13 protein-coding genes are annotated in these 14,296 nt (G+C 50.0%); 8 read left to right on the forward strand and 5 right to left on the reverse strand.

Annotated elements, in window-relative coordinates:
• The first annotated feature begins 164 nt into the window (after window positions 1-164).
• Entirely contained in the window at window positions 165-1,514 is a 1,350-nt protein-coding gene (locus tag G9409_RS11515) for a BCD family MFS transporter (RefSeq protein WP_166808925.1), read from the forward strand.
• A gap of 22 nt (window positions 1,515-1,536) precedes the next feature.
• Window positions 1,537-2,481, forward strand: coding sequence for a radical SAM protein (locus G9409_RS11520; protein WP_166808899.1), 945 nt, complete (start codon window positions 1,537-1,539; stop codon window positions 2,479-2,481).
• Here G9409_RS11520 and G9409_RS11525 read toward each other — a convergent pair.
• Window positions 2,462-2,683, reverse strand: a complete 222-nt coding sequence (locus tag G9409_RS11525) for a hypothetical protein (RefSeq protein WP_166808900.1) — start codon at window positions 2,681-2,683, stop codon at window positions 2,462-2,464. The genes G9409_RS11520 and G9409_RS11525 overlap by 20 nt on opposite strands.
• A 504-nt stretch (window positions 2,684-3,187) precedes the next feature.
• On the opposite strand from G9409_RS11525, the gene G9409_RS11530 reads away from it, so the two are divergent.
• Both G9409_RS11530 and G9409_RS11535 read left to right on the forward strand, forming a co-directional pair.
• Window positions 3,188-3,739 carry a YXWGXW repeat-containing protein gene (locus tag G9409_RS11530; RefSeq protein ID WP_166808901.1) on the forward strand — a complete coding sequence of 184 codons (552 nt, stop codon included), beginning with the start codon at window positions 3,188-3,190 and terminating at the stop codon, window positions 3,737-3,739.
• Between the two features lie 146 nt (window positions 3,740-3,885).
• Window positions 3,886-4,479: a hypothetical protein gene (locus G9409_RS11535; protein WP_166808902.1), complete on the forward strand. Its 594-nt coding sequence runs from the start codon at window positions 3,886-3,888 to the stop codon at window positions 4,477-4,479.
• A 5-nt stretch (window positions 4,480-4,484) separates the two neighbouring features.
• On the opposite strand, the gene G9409_RS11540 is transcribed toward G9409_RS11535, so the two are convergent.
• Window positions 4,485-4,913, reverse strand: a complete 429-nt coding sequence (locus G9409_RS11540) for a 6-pyruvoyl trahydropterin synthase family protein (protein ID WP_040433737.1) — start codon at window positions 4,911-4,913, stop codon at window positions 4,485-4,487.
• Window positions 4,914-5,237: 324 nt separating this feature from the next.
• On the opposite strand from G9409_RS11540, the gene cysE reads away from it, so the two are divergent.
• Window positions 5,238-6,032, forward strand: a complete 795-nt coding sequence (cysE, locus tag G9409_RS11545) for a serine O-acetyltransferase (protein WP_166808903.1) — start codon at window positions 5,238-5,240, stop codon at window positions 6,030-6,032.
• Window positions 6,033-6,060: 28 nt separating this feature from the next.
• Here the strand turns inward: cysE and aroC are convergent, their stop codons facing one another.
• Together aroC and hemB are read right to left on the reverse strand one after the other, a co-directional pair.
• Complete coding sequence (gene aroC, locus G9409_RS11550; RefSeq protein WP_166808904.1) at window positions 6,061-7,254, reverse strand: chorismate synthase; 1,194 nt, start codon at window positions 7,252-7,254, stop codon at window positions 6,061-6,063.
• Window positions 7,255-7,412: 158 nt separating this feature from the next.
• On the reverse strand, window positions 7,413-8,399 hold the full coding sequence (gene hemB / locus G9409_RS11555; RefSeq protein WP_166808905.1) for a porphobilinogen synthase: 987 nt from the start codon (window positions 8,397-8,399) through the stop codon (window positions 7,413-7,415).
• A 349-nt stretch (window positions 8,400-8,748) separates the two neighbouring features.
• Here hemB and G9409_RS11560 point away from each other — a divergent pair, with 349 nt between their 5' ends.
• Genes G9409_RS11560 through G9409_RS11570 form a run of 3 tightly spaced genes read left to right on the forward strand, consistent with a single transcriptional unit; the run spans window position 8,749 to window position 13,132 of the window.
• A complete protein-coding gene (locus tag G9409_RS11560) occupies window positions 8,749-9,750 on the forward strand; it encodes an AfsA-related hotdog domain-containing protein (RefSeq protein WP_166808906.1) in 1,002 nt (333 codons plus the stop codon).
• Window positions 9,741-11,054, forward strand: a complete 1,314-nt coding sequence (locus G9409_RS11565) for an FAD-dependent oxidoreductase (protein ID WP_166808907.1) — start codon at window positions 9,741-9,743, stop codon at window positions 11,052-11,054. The genes G9409_RS11560 and G9409_RS11565 overlap by 10 nt, the downstream gene beginning before the upstream one ends.
• Complete coding sequence (locus G9409_RS11570; protein ID WP_166808908.1) at window positions 11,051-13,132, forward strand: ATP-binding response regulator; 2,082 nt, start codon at window positions 11,051-11,053, stop codon at window positions 13,130-13,132. The genes G9409_RS11565 and G9409_RS11570 overlap by 4 nt, the downstream gene beginning before the upstream one ends.
• A gap of 26 nt (window positions 13,133-13,158) precedes the next feature.
• Here the strand turns inward: G9409_RS11570 and G9409_RS11575 are convergent, their stop codons facing one another.
• On the reverse strand, window positions 13,159-14,295 hold the full coding sequence (locus G9409_RS11575; RefSeq protein ID WP_006367189.1) for a sodium ion-translocating decarboxylase subunit beta: 1,137 nt from the start codon (window positions 14,293-14,295) through the stop codon (window positions 13,159-13,161).
• Window position 14,296 lies beyond the last annotated feature (1 nt).

The following is a 14,296-nucleotide window of genomic DNA, read 5'->3' on the forward strand; positions in this document are numbered from 1 at the left end:
AGAGGGATCTGATTCAGGGTATGAGCTTTCGGCCGAGAGATGACACCGGGGCGTGATCGTTCTGCTTTTTTGTTATATTGCGTCCCGAGTATTCCACTACATCATTACATACGGAGCAACTCATCCGGCATTTCCCAAATAATCAGCGCTGTTTTATGAAGATAGTGAAGACATTAAACCTGGTACGTCTCTCCATGTTCCAGATGGGTTTAGGACTCATGCTTGGCTTCATTCAGGATATTCTGAACCGGGTCATGATCAAGGAGCTGCTCTTGCCGGCAACGATTGCACTGGGGCTGATCAGCCTCAAGGAGCTGCTTGCCATTTTCGGTGTCAAGGTATGGATCGGCAACCTTTCCGACCGGCTGAGTGTTTTCGGTTACCGCAGGACACCCTACATCCTTCTCGGGCTGTTGAGCTGCATTGTTGCCTTTGTACTTTCCCCGACAGCGGCCTATGAAGTGAAGATAGGGGGGACCGCCTTCTCGGAGATGCTTCCGGCTCTTCTGACCGATGCAGGCCTCTGGAAACTGGCCTTCATTTTTCTCATGTTCGGTTTCGGCCTGCAGGTTGCGACCACCTCCTATTACGCACTGATTGCCGATGTTGTGCCCGAAGAGCATATCGGCAAGGTCACCGGAGCAAGCTGGACCCTCATGGTTCTGACGGCTATTATTTCAAACTGGAACATTGGGAACTATTTGACGGTATATACTCCTGAACGGCTCACAGAGATGGCTGAAATCGGCGGTCTCATTACCCTCTTTTTCGGACTGGTGGCCATACTTGGTGTGGAAAACCGCAATGCAGAGGCTGCCGGGGGCAAGGCCAAGCACAGTATCAGTTTTGCCCAGTCGGTGCGCCTGCTCTCTTCATCGCCGAGGACCCTGCAGTTCGCCCTCTATATTTTTATCTCCATCTTTGCCCTGTTTGCCAACGAAGTGGTTATGGATCCTTTTGGAGCTGAAGTGTTCGGGATGCCGGTTTCCGCCACCACCAAGCTTTTCAAGCCGATGATGGGCGGAACCCAGCTCATTTTTATGGTGATTACCGGTTTTCTGCTTTCACGGATCGGCTTCAAGCGGGGAGCCTATTTCGGTAATACCTTCAGCGCGATCGGATTCGCCGTCATCATCGCTGCCGGTTTTATGCTGGATCAGACCCTGCTTCGTATCGGACTTGTTGTTACCGGCATGGGTCTCGGTGCAGCAAGCGTTTCCAACATCTCCATGATGATGAACATGACAGCGGGGCGCAGCGGAATCTATATCGGTCTCTGGGGTACCGCCCAGAGCCTTGCCATCTTCATTGGCCACTCCGGCGCAGGGGTCATCCGCGATGTGATCTATACCCTCTCCAGCAACCACATGTTTGCCTATGCAGCCATTTTTGTGATCGAGATTATCGCCTTTACAGCATCGAGCGTGGTGCTGCCCCATATTTCAAAAGAGGCCTTCGAGGCCGAGAGCGAAGCGAAAATGTCGGAATTCGCCAATGCAGCGAAGGTCGGTTGAAGGAACAAGGGAATCACCCATCATGAAATACGTTTTTGGTCCGGTATCGTCAAAACGCCTCGGTCAATCACTTGGTGTTGATCTGCTCCCCCCGAAAAGCTGCACATGGAACTGTCTTTACTGCCAGTTGGGAAAAACCAGAGCAGTTGCTACAGAGCGGCAGGAGTTTTTTCCGCGTGAAGCGGTACTTGAGGAGATACGCCGGGCGCTGGAAGTCAACACCGCACTTGACTGGATTACCTTTGTCGGTTCCGGTGAAACTATGCTCTACAAGGGGATTGGCTGGCTGATCACTGAGGTAAAAAAACTCACCACGGTACCTGTTGCGGTCATTACCAACGGATCGCTCTTCTCTCTTCCGGAAGTTCGCCGGGAGCTGCTTGAGGCAGATGCGGTGCTCCCTTCTCTCAACGCCGGTTCGGAGGCTCTGCACACCCGGATCGACAGACCGGCTCCGGGCCTTACGTTCAGCAAGCATATTGATGGACTTGCCGCATTCAGAAAGGAGTATCAGGGCCGTCTCTGGATTGAGGTGATGCTGCTCGGAGGAATCAACGACTCCGATGAAGCGCTTCATGATCTCGCCGCTGCTCTCAAGGATATCAATCCCGATATGGTTCATCTTCTCCTCCCGACCCGTCCGGCTCCCGAGCAGGAGGTCCATCTCCCCTCTCCGGAGAGGATTCAGCGTGCTATCGCCATTCTCTCGGAAGTTGTCACTGTTGTTGATCCGGTTAAAGGGAGCATGAACCTGCAGGGTGCATCCGATCTTCTCAAGGCGGTTACCGCCATTGCTACACGCCATCCCGTACAGCAGCGTGAACTGGAGAAAGCCATTGCCGACTGTTTTGAGGGTGACAGTGATAAAGCCGGCAGGGTAATGGAGGAACTGCTCGAAACCGGAACATTTACGAAGGTTGAGCATGCCGGGGAGATCTACTGGACGATCAGGGTGGCGTCTGTCTGAGAGAAAAAAAGCCCGGAGCTTGCCGGGCTTTTTGATTCATGCTCTGGAGAACAGCCGTTGATCCAGGTGTTTTATTATCGCTCTCCGCCTCTTCTCTCCTGCTCCCGACCACCCTCATGACCTCGTTTATTGTTATCTCGCCGCTCTCCTGACTCCCTGCGCTCTTCTTGTCGTCGGGAATCCCGGTGGTGGCGCATTCCATGGTTGTCCTGCCATTAGGCGCTGCAGCCGGTTAATGGGCACCGCTATTAATTTATTCCTCGATTCGATTGCTTCGTTGGGCGGTGCTCGAAATCCTCAAGTACTCCGTGTACATTCCGGTTTCTGCGCTCCGTCCGCCTCACACTCAAATCGCTCACGACAAGTAATAGAGGTGCCCTAATGCTAAAAGGAGAGTGAGTACCACGGTTTTTTTCATGATAAGCTCCTGTGATTTCATGTGACCTTTTGATTCTCAGACCGTAGTGTGCGTAAATATAATCAGTAAAAATCCGCCATAACAGTCATCTCTCTGTTTTGGTAAAACGGCAGTGATGGATCAGAAGCGTAACTGTTTGTCTTTTTATTGAAAGAGATGCGCAGGAAATAACTGCCAAAGAGCGTCATAACTGTTATAAACCCGGAACACCCTGGTTTATAACACACTCAGAAACGAAAGAATACCGTTGTTGGCATCACTCAATCATTGGTAAACAGGAACATCACTATGAAAAAACAGATCTGGCTGGCGGCAGGAGTTGCATGCATGCTTTTCGCTCAACCCGCTACGGAAGCAAAGGCGGAAGTAAGTATTCATATCAGTGCGGGGGAGCGGGTTCCGGCTTTTGCTCTTGACAGGCGGCCAAGCTTTATTGCGCTGCCCGGTCGGGGATTTTCGGTGTCGGTAGGTATTCCCTATGATATCATCTCTTTCGGAAATCTCTACTACATCTATCAGGACGGCTACTGGTACAACTCTCCGACCTATCGTGGTCCATGGGTCATTGTCAGGGATCACAATCTTCCCTACGGGATCAGACGTCATCGCATGGATGATATAAGAAGATATCGTGACATCGAGTATCGCAGGTTTGACCGCCGCCATAACGACAATCGCAGGTTCGACAGAAATGGCCGGAACGACAGATACAATGATAACCGGGGTGTCGATCGCAACGACAACAGGTACAGTGAGAACCGTCAGGTGAACGGAAATGACCGGAATAATGATAATCGCCAGGGAGAGGGGAATAATCGAAACAACGATAACCGCCGTTAAGAGAGGGTAAACGATAACCGCGATGTGTTTACCTTTCTGACAAGAGCAAAGGCCGGGCGGGTAGTCCCGGCTTTTTGTCATCCGGTTCCGGAGTGTAACTATTGAAAGGGTAAAGGGGTGTTAAACCAGATAAAAAAGGAGAGACCATGAGACTTAAGGCACTCGGTATGGCGATACTTATGGTGTTTTTTGCGATGGAGGCAGGAGCTGAAAGCAACGTTGGAGCGTATAGTGTCGAGACTGTTGAAGACCACGCAAGGGTAAAAAGTTTCAGGTATCAATCGTATGATGAGCGCTATCTGGACGCCGGGGATCAGGCTAACAGTGAACTACTCTCCCGCCAGAAAACAGACATGCTGCTCTCCCAGGTACCAAAAGGAGGAGCTGTAGTGGTTGAACTGCTTGGGGCTGAATGGAGAATGGCAAACGGAACCAACTGGACCTTTATTATTGCCGACCGATCAGGCAACCTCCTTTTCCGCTCAAAAGGGCATAATTACATTGAGCCACCTCCGGCTTTTGAAACAACAAAAACCGTTGTTAAAACCCGTCACAGAGTGATCGTTAAACATGAAGAGCGAGCGGTAGCTCCGGAAAAGACTGCTTTTGGCGACCGGGTCTTTGTTGTCAATGATACCATAGAGATACCTGTTGCTCTGCCTGCAACCTTCAAAGTCATTGTTCTTGACAACATCAATAATAAACGCTGTACCTGGGTGTTGACGAAAACAGGATATTAACCCGGTTATTCCCCTTCGTACTCTGCCCAGTTATTCGGAGTCTCGTACCAGCGGATCTGTTTGAGTGCAACTCCTTCCGGCAGGTTACAGCGGATCTGATTGAAGGCCCATTTTGCCAGACACTCGGCTGTAGGCGGTTCTTCGGTTACAAGAACCCGCGAATTGCGTTTCAGAATAAAGTCGAGATCTTCATGGTCATGCTTCCATACCGCAAATCCGTGATCGAGTTTGTCGTGGATATGCTCCACCATAACCTCTTTCAGAAACTTGAAATCCATCACCATCCCTTCCTCTCCGTCACCCTCCCGGTCGATCAGCCTCCCTTCGACGGTGGCAACAACCACACCACGGTGGCCGTGCAGCTGATTGCAGAATGAAAAGCTGTTGGGCAGTGTATGGCCGTAATCAATCTCGATTTTTCGTGAAATACGCATCGGGTTGGTAAAAAGATTCTCTTTTTCTTTTTCTCTGTAGCATGCAAAGTGTACGCAAAAAAATGGTTTTTAGCGAATCTTCCCGTATTGTGCGTTTATTCTGCATGCAGGTAAATGCTTAATTCGCCATAAGAGGTTTCCATTCAGGTTTTGGTGCGTAAAACCCCTGTTTTTTTATAACTTCAGGAGCTGTAGCTGTTTCGGCCATGAACCTTTTGTGAGAGCAGGCGGTAGTACAGTAGGGCAGCGCTTATTTACTCCCGGTGTCGGAAAACCCGGGATTTCCGGAATTATTTATTGCGGTACGGAGCCGCATGTATACCTATGGCAGCAGACATTAAACAGATCTGGTCGGAAATTGTCCGGGAGGCTGCGAGCGAGTGCCTTCGTGATCCTGAAATAAAGATTTTTCTTGAGCAGCATATTTTGCGCTTTGATGATTTCGGCTCATCGCTGGCAATGCTGCTCTCCGTAAAGCTTGGTTCCAAGCATTTTCCTCCGCCGGTCTTGCAGGGGCTTTTTGATCAGTTTTATCGTCAGTGCCCTGAGCAGGTCGAGTATGCGGTATATGATCTTGAGGCAACGCAGCAGCGTGATCCTGCGGCGGTACACTATTTTGAGATCATGCTCTTTCTGAAAGGGTATCAGGCACTACAGGCCTACCGGCTGGCACACTGGTTATGGATGCAGGGGCGCAAGACCATGGCCTATTTTATCCAGAATCGAATGTCGGAGGTTTTTGCTGTTGATATTCATCCGGCGGCAGTGATCGGAAAAGGTATTTTTCTTGATCATGCAACCAGCCTTGTTATTGGTGAAACGGCAGTTGTTGATGATAATGTGTCGCTCCTCCATGAGGTGACGCTTGGCGGGACCGGCAAGGAGAGCGGCGACCGCCATCCGAAGGTACACAGGTCGGTAATGATCGGCGCCGGAGCAAAGATTCTCGGTAATGTTGTAATCGGAGAAGGTTCAAAGGTCGGGGCCGGAAGTGTGGTTCTTGATGATGTTCCGCCGCACTACACGGTTGTCGGCGTTCCGGCCCAGATTGTCGGTAAAACAGAGGTGCAGGAGCCCGCTCTCGATATGAACCAGAGAGTTGATCCGGCCAAACCCTGAATACGTTCAGGGCACCCCCCAGGGAAACTCAGGCCCGGAAGGTGTTCAGTATACTCTCCCTGTACCGTTCCAGCCGTTCCCTGATCTCCTCAAGATGATCCCCTCCGAGTTTTTCAAGCAGGGCGTTGGCTATGACCGGTGCCACAACCGCTTCTGCCACCACTCCTGCTGCAGGGACTGCGCAGGTATCACTGCGTTCAAAGCGTGAAAGCGTCGGTTGCAGTGTTTCAAGATCAAAGGATTGAAGGGGAGTGACCAGCGAAGAGATCGGCTTCATCGCGGCCCGAAGATGAATGGTCTGTCCGCTTGACATGCTTCCTTCGAGTCCGCCTGCCCGGTTGGTTTTTCTCTGAACTCCGTTTTCCCCGGAAAGGTGAAATTCGTCGTGTACCTGTGAACCGGGTTTCCTGGCGTTTTCAAATGCCGTTCCTATCTCCACGCCCTTGATGGCCTGGATGGAGATGATTGCGGCAGCAAGCGCCGCATCAAGCCGCCGGTCGTGCTGGACATAAGAGCCAAATCCCGGGGGCACTCCTGTGATGAAAATCTCGATGATTCCCCCAAGGGTGTCTCCGTGCTCTTTTGCTGCGTCTATTGCGGCAAGAGCGGCGGTTTCTGCCTGCCTGTCGAGCATTCGTACCGGTGAGCGGTCAGCCTCTGCTGAAACCGTTTCTGCTCCTTTTTCGAGGAGCGACGCAAGCTGTGGATGGAGTGCCGGTTCCGATGCCGGGCCGATGGCTGAAATATAGCTGCCGATCTCTATACCGAGTGAACGGAGAAAGAGGCGGGCAAGGGTTCCCGAGGCAACCCGTGCGGCAGTTTCACGTGCCGAAGAGCGTTCGATAACCGGACGGATATCGTCAAAACCATACTTGATCCGTCCTGCCAGATCGGCATGGCCCGGTCGTGGAATGGTGATTTTTGCCGGTGTCGCATCAGGTTTTTCAAACTGGGCCATTGTTGTTGTCCAGTTCTCCCAGTCGCGGTTTCTGATGACCAGTGTTACCGGTGAACCGATGGTTTTGCCGAACCGTACACCGGAGAGCACTTCAGCCTTGTCGGTCTCGATTTTCATCCGTCCGCCCCGCCCGTGTCCCTGCTGGCGGCGTGCCAGTTGTGCGTTGATCTCTTCCGGTGTTACCGGAACGCCTGCGGGCAGCCCTTCGACTATTGCCGAAAGAGCGGGGCCGTGGGATTCGCCGGATGTCAGGTATCGTATCATACTATTGAAAAATCTATTACGAGCTTTGATTGTTGCAAGCCATTTACCGTTCACTCAAACGGTGCACTGCGATTTAATTGAAATTCAAGAGAAAGCCCGGCTGTATCCTCATTGTACAGCCGGGCTTTCGTATTCGGATTTGAACGTTACCAAAAGGCTCAACGAAGTAATTTGGCAGCCTCTTTGGCATAGTAGGTAAAGATAAGGTCGCCACCGGCACGTTTCATGCAGAGAAGCGACTCCATCATGACCCTTTTTTCATCGATCCATCCACGTTCTGCAGCAGCCTTGACCATGGAGTATTCTCCCGAGACGTGGTAGATGGCCACAGGAACATCAAAGCGCTCTTTGGTGCGCCAGACGATGTCGAGATAGGCAAGACCGGGTTTAACCATGACGATATCAGCACCTTCCATGATGTCGAGTTCAATCTCTTTCATCGCTTCATCGGTGTTGCCGGGGTTCATCTGATAGGTTGTTTTATCTCCGAACTGGGGTGCGGAGTGCAGGGCATCGCGGAACGGGCCATAAAAACTTGATGCGTATTTGGCAGCATAGGAGAGAATGCCGATATCGGAGAAGCCTGCATCGTCAAGCGATTCACGGATTGCGCCGATACGGCCGTCCATCATGTCGCTCGGTGATACGAAATCAGCTCCGGCATTGGCATGGGAGATCGCCATTTTACAGAGTACTTCGACTGTTTCGTCGTTGAGTATGATGCCGTCCCTTACCAGACCGTCATGTCCGAAAGGGGTAAACGGGTCGAGCGCAACATCGGTCATGATGCACAGATCAGGCACCTTTGCCTTGATTGCACGCAGAGCCTCCTGAATGATGCCCTTTTCGTTATATGATTCGCTGCCATCCTCGGTTTTCTGTTCGGGAATACCGAACAGGTCGATTGACTGGATGCCGAGATCCCAGAGCTCCTGGCACTCTTTCACTGCTTTGTCGATGGAGTAACGGAAGCTTCCGGGCATGGAGGCGACCTCTTCAACAACATTGGTTCCCGGGCAGACAAAGAGCGGATAGACAAGATCGTTGACCGTCAGAGTTTTTTCCTGCACAAGGTTTCTGATCGCAGCAGATTTGCGCAGTCTTCTTGGGCGGTGGACAATATTGAGTAAATCGAGCTGGCTCATGGATGAAGACGAATTAGGGTTTTAAAAAGCCAAAAATAGTAAAATCCATGAACTTCCGGAAGCAATACCAAGAAATACCCATGGTTAAGGCGTTGTTCCGCTCTTTAAGCCGGGAAGGAAATTGTGGTAAATATTTTTAAAAAAAGATGTGTAAAATCATTGTTAATAAATCGGTCATTTCAAATCTTTTTTCTATTAAAGTTATATTGAAGGTGATTATAAGCCCCACTCGCTTTTCAAAAGATTTACCATCGATATAGAGCGTTTATGTAGTAACGGGGATCGTATCCCCTTGAGGCATTTAATAGAGTTCAAAAATAAGAAAAAAGAAAAATAACAGGAGAATATCATGAGCAAGCATGCAGTGAACAGTGGTCTTATCCATGAATTACGGATACCCATTCAGACTCAGCCGGTAACTCGGCTGCCGATACAGCGGAGTATCAAACGGACCAAAAAAGAGCCGGGCGTTCTTACCCATAATCCGGGAAAAAAAGCATTCACCCTTTTTTTTAACGGGGATAATCTTCCTGTTGAGGCAACAACTCTTCAGGCTGTTTCTGTTGACTCCGTTGAAGAGGCCTCAGAGTATCTGCTGCTCCTTGGTGAAACATGCGAGATTTATCTCTCTGTAGAATATCGTATCGACAATCCGGAACTCTATGCTTCACTCAGATCCCTCTCCTATCCCTCTCTGAGTGATTGGCCATCCCTTGCTGTTGAGAGGGCTGTCTTTTTGATGCAGAAGCTCCCTTTTGACCTGAAAAGCCTCGTAAAGAGTCCTATTGCCATAACCTCGGATGATCAGTTGCCCGGGAGGATCGACCAGAAATTTGTGCATAAAAAAAACAAAGCCAATGTTCTCGTTTCAGAGATCTTTTCTGCCGGAAAGCTGATCTATTTCAATATGCTTGACGATACTGATGAGCTGATTTTCGATCATGCTTCGGACCATGTACAGGGAATGCTGATGCTTGAAGCTTTGAGGCAGGGGGCAGTCGCCATGACACATATTCTGGGGCTCTCTTTTGACGGACAACTTGCGCTGCTGAACTATAATACTAATTTTTTTCATTATCTTGAGCGGGACACTCCGGTTGTGCTCCGGGCGTTTGGCAGTTTTGCCCGGGACGAGAAATCTGAAGACAGGAATATTACGGTCTATATCCAGGTGATGCAGTGGGGGAAGGTTTGCGCTGACGCTACCCTGACCGCCTGTGCTTTCGGGAGTACCCAGCGGTACCAGCAGCAGAAAGAGCGGATTGAAAAAATATCATCAAGAAGCAAAATGCAGTTCAAAGCAAAAGTCAGCAGGATTCATGAAGTTCAATCTACTCTGAAATGCGCGTAGCCGTAGTCGGAGGAGGGATTTCAGGGATTGCTGCCGCTTTTTACCTTACCCGGCGCAATATCAAGGTCGATCTCTACGAAGCTGAAGAGCGTATAGGCGGCAGGATCGGCAGTGAATTGCTGAATGGCCGCTGGCTTGATTTCGGAGGCAAGAATGTCGGTAAAAATTACCGCCTTTTCCGTGACTTTGTTGGCGCATGCGGTTTGCATGATTATGAGTATTTCGGTTTCAATACATCGCAGATTGTTGACGGAAAGGTTGTCAAAATCAACAAGGAGGGGGCGAAACTGCTCAACACCCTCCGCTTTATGCGTTTATGCGGTCTTGACGGCATCCGGAAGCTTTATCCGCATGTTCAGGCCATTCAGAAGGACCGCAGCGAGGGAGTACTCAACAGTGACTATTTCATCAGAGTTGCTGAACAGTATGACCACCTCTCACTGGCCGGTTATTTGAAAGAGCCCTGTGTAAGTCATGTTGTAAGGCCGGTTACCGTTCGCATGAATGGTGCGGAGCCGGATGAGTGTTATCCGGGAAATTTCGGATCAAACCTCGCTCTTGTGCTCGACAGCTATGAGCAGTTGAAAACCGGCATGCATGGAATGCTCGATGCCTTTCAGGATTTTGCTGTAAATGGTTCGCTCCGTATTCTTTCCGGCCACAGGGTCACGTCACTTTCCCGCGATCCGGGCTCACCGCTCATCAAGCTGGGTTACCTGCATGAAGGTGTTGCCGGAACGGCAGCGTATGATCGTGTAATTTCCGCACTGCCTGCCATCCGGTTGAGTGTGCTTCTTGATTCTCTGCTGCCGGATGCTTCAGCCCTGCTCCGGAAAGTCCGGTATTATCCTGTAGCGATTGCCATTGTGAAATACCATCGTGCGGTTTTTACCTCATCGCAGCGTGCCATGGTGTTCGACCACACCTATCCGCTGAGTAATGCCGGAGCATACGGTATCAATGATCTGGATCTGGTGCGTTATACCTTTAGCGGAAGGGTAGCGCGTTCGGTTATTTCAGGCTCCTCGGTTCCTGAAGAGGTTATCTCCCTCGGTGAGAAAATTGCCGGACCATGGTTTACCATCAGCGACAACAAAAGAGAGTCCTTTGCATACCGCTATATCGCTGAAGGATTGTGTGCCTATTCGCCTATGCATCACCGGCTGCTTCATGAGATTGATCAAAAGCTTGATCAGTTTGCCGGATTCGGCGCAACCGGCGATTATCGACGGGGAGCCTCTATCGAAGCATGCTTCAGGGCTGCCGGCGAGTGCGTTGACAAACTACTTGACGGAGTGCATTGAAGCTGTTATCCTACATAAAAAAGAGTATCAGGGAAGGCACCCAGGTATCAAAATTCAATACCCTTGCTGCCGCTTTGCTTGGTGCACCGGCTCATTTCTTTTTTTACTTCACCTTCAAGTACGGATTTCATCTTCCTTATGAAAATTTCACCCTTCGTCTGATTGCAACCCTTCTCTGTCTTTCCGTGTTATTCAAAGACCGATTTCCTGAATTTATAAATCGTAATTTCCCCTGGTTCTGGCACGCTTTTCTCATTTTTGTTCTCCCCTTTATTTTTACGGTCAATCTTGTCATGAATAATTTCCATGAGCTCTGGCTCTACTGGGAAATTTTCATGCTCTTTGTGTTGATATCGTTTGTGCCCAACTGGCTGATGTTTCTCATCGACCTCATTATCGGTGTTGCCGGTGCCATTCTCTTATATTTTCTCTCGGTACCTCACATTGAACTCCATCCGACCTTCAATATTCCCCTTTATGCCATTGTAATCACCTTTACCATTGTTGCCGGTATCGGGTTCAGCTACAGTAACAAAAAAGGGATAATGGCTCTCGAAAGAAACAATGCCCTGCAGGCTCTTGCCGGGGGAATCGCTCATGAGATGCGCAATCCTCTCGGGCAGATACGCTATAATTTTGATGCCATTCAGCAGGAGCTTCCGTTCTATCATCCCGAGAGTGATTTTTCTTCGATTCCGGTCAGCGGTGTCGAACGAATCTATCAACGGGTTGCCCAGGGGCAGATGGCCGTTAACCGGGGTATACAGGTTATTGAGATGATTCTTGAAGAGGTGAAGGATAGCGCCTCTTCAAAGAGCACCTTTTCCTTTTATTCCATATCTGCGGTCACTCATAAGGCGCTTGATGAGTACAGTTATGAATCGGAGGAGGAGCGTCAGAAAGTGCATTTTCAGGACGGGGAAGACTTTATGTTTCGGGGTGCGGAGAACATGTTCATCTTTGTGCTCTTTAATCTCATCCTCAATGCGCTCTATTTTTTACGATCATTTCCCGGCGGTCGTATTGATATTCGCCTGCAGCCCGGAGAGAGTCTGAACAGGCTTTATGTAAGGGACAACGGCCCGGGTGTCTCATCGGAAAATCTCGGAAAACTGTTTGATCCGTTTTTTACCTCAGGAAGAAAGGGCGGAACCGGTCTTGGTCTTGCCTTCTGCAAACGGGTTATGCGCTCTTTCGGCGGAGATATTATATGCAACTCTGTGCATGGTGAGTTTACCGAATTTGTGTTGAGTTTTCCCGTGCTTGCCGACTCTGAAATTGCCGACTATGAGGCGTTGCTCTACACGGAAAGCCGTCTCTCTTTATCAGGGAAGCGCTTTCTTCTGGCAGATGATAACCCTGAGATTCTTGCCATGATCCGCCGCTATCTTCTTCCTCTTGGAGTTGATATTGATGAGGCATTCACCGGCAGTGAGGTTATGGAGATGATTGAATCGGAACGATATGATCTGCTGCTTGTCGACCTTAATCTGCCGGTTCTTGATGCTTTTGAGCTTGCATACAGAATCAGGGGAAGCGGTAAACATCTGCCGGTAGTCGCCTATACTGCAGAGCCTTCGTATATTCTCCTTGGAAGGGCGGAAAAGTCAGGCATACAGGGACTGCTCTCTCTGCCGATTGCGCTTGCCGATCTTTTGCATCTGGTGACAGCATCCATCAAGGAAAATCCGGCGATACTGCAGGGCTCACTTGGCGGCAAAACGCTGCTCGTGGTTGATGATTCCGCAGTTAACCGCATGATTATCAGAAACATCCTTCAGAAGTTCCGTTTAACGATTGTTGAGGCGGTAAATGGTCAGGAAGCGATGGATACGCTTGAAAACCATCACTGCGATCTGATGCTGATGGATCTGCAGATGCCTGTTCTTGACGGTCTTGAAACGGCAAAGCGCATCCGTTCAGGACAATGGGATTACAGAAATATCCCTATCATTGGCATGAGCGGGAACTCGGATCCGGAAACTGTTCAGCATGCCATGCTCTCGGGAATGAACGATTATCTCCTCAAACCTCTTGACAACAGGCTGCTCTTGAAGAAAGTCGTTGCTCTGATATGAATCTGACCGGGGCGCGGGATCTCTCTTTACAACAGGAAACTCATCATGATACCGGCAGCAACGGCTGAACCGATCACTCCTGCGACATTTGGTGCCATGGCATGCATGATCAGGTGATTGGTCGGATCGGCTTTCAGTCCCTCAATCTGGGCTACCCTGGCACTTTCCGGTACAGCAGCAACACCTGCAGCTCCGATGAGCGGGTTGATTTTGTTTCCTTCCCTGAGAAAGAGGTTCATGAACCGTGCAAAAAGGATCCCTCCCGCCGTAGAGAACATGAAAGCAGTTGCTCCAAGGATGAAAATAAGCACTGAACTGCGGGTAAGAAAGGTTGTCGCCTGGGTTGAGGCTCCGATTGTCACACCAAGAATGATGGTCACGATGTCGATCATGGCGTTTCTGGCCGTATCGGCAAGACGTTTGGTCACCATCGACTCCTTGAGCAGATTTCCCAGAAACAGCATACCGAGCAGCGGAAGGGAACCGGGGGAGATGAATCCGGTCAGGAGCAGCGCAAAAACAGGAAACATGACCTTTTCCATCCTGGTAACCGAGCGTGGCGGTTTCATTTTTATTCTGCGCTCTTTCTGTGTAGTCAGAAGGCGCATGATCGGTGGTTGAATCAGCGGAACAAGCGCCATATAGGTATAGGCAGCAATAGCGATGGAACCGACGAGATGAGGCGCAAGCCGGGAGGAGAGATAGATTGCTGTCGGACCGTCAGCTCCCCCGATAATACCGATTGAAGCGGCTTCCGGATTGGTGAATCCAAGGGAGATAGCTCCGATATAGGTCATGAAAATGCCGAGCTGGGCCGCTGCTCCGAGGAGGATAAGCTTGGGGTTTGAGATCAGGGGTGAGAAATCGGTCATTGCTCCGATTCCGAGAAAAATCAGGGGAGGGAACACGCCTTTCAGCACACCCTGATAGAGATAGTTCATGACACTGCCATCCTCATAGATGCCGAGAGCCATGCCCCCATGCTCAATAAACGGGGTATTGCCGATCAGTATACCGAACCCTATCGGAACCAGAAGAATCGGTTGATATTCAAACCGGATGGCCAGATAGATGAAAAGCATTCCAACCAGAATCATCAACAGATGGCCCGGGGTGATGTTGGAAAAACCGGAGTAATCTAAAAACTGTACAAGTCCATCCATA

Source organism: Candidatus Chlorobium masyuteum (genome assembly GCF_011601315.1).
Classification (GTDB): domain Bacteria; phylum Bacteroidota; class Chlorobiia; order Chlorobiales; family Chlorobiaceae; genus Chlorobium; species Chlorobium masyuteum.

Excerpts from the sequence above, each read along its gene's own strand:
- G9409_RS11520 (WP_166808899.1), top strand. The coding sequence starts at position 1,537 with ATGAAATACGTTTTTGGTCCGGTATCGTCAAAACGCCTCGGTCAATCA.
- G9409_RS11525 (WP_166808900.1), bottom strand. The coding sequence starts at position 2,683 with ATGGAATGCGCCACCACCGGGATTCCCGACGACAAGAAGAGCGCAGGG.
- G9409_RS11530 (WP_166808901.1), top strand. The coding sequence starts at position 3,188 with ATGAAAAAACAGATCTGGCTGGCGGCAGGAGTTGCATGCATGCTTTTC.
- G9409_RS11535 (WP_166808902.1), top strand. The coding sequence starts at position 3,886 with ATGAGACTTAAGGCACTCGGTATGGCGATACTTATGGTGTTTTTTGCG.
- G9409_RS11540 (WP_040433737.1), bottom strand. The coding sequence starts at position 4,913 with ATGCGTATTTCACGAAAAATCGAGATTGATTACGGCCATACACTGCCC.
- cysE (WP_166808903.1), top strand. The coding sequence starts at position 5,238 with ATGGCAGCAGACATTAAACAGATCTGGTCGGAAATTGTCCGGGAGGCT.
- aroC (WP_166808904.1), bottom strand. The coding sequence starts at position 7,254 with ATGATACGATACCTGACATCCGGCGAATCCCACGGCCCCGCTCTTTCG.
- hemB (WP_166808905.1), bottom strand. The coding sequence starts at position 8,399 with ATGAGCCAGCTCGATTTACTCAATATTGTCCACCGCCCAAGAAGACTG.
- G9409_RS11560 (WP_166808906.1), top strand. The coding sequence starts at position 8,749 with ATGAGCAAGCATGCAGTGAACAGTGGTCTTATCCATGAATTACGGATA.
- G9409_RS11565 (WP_166808907.1), top strand. The coding sequence starts at position 9,741 with ATGCGCGTAGCCGTAGTCGGAGGAGGGATTTCAGGGATTGCTGCCGCT.
- G9409_RS11575 (WP_006367189.1), bottom strand. The coding sequence starts at position 14,295 with ATGGATGGACTTGTACAGTTTTTAGATTACTCCGGTTTTTCCAACATC.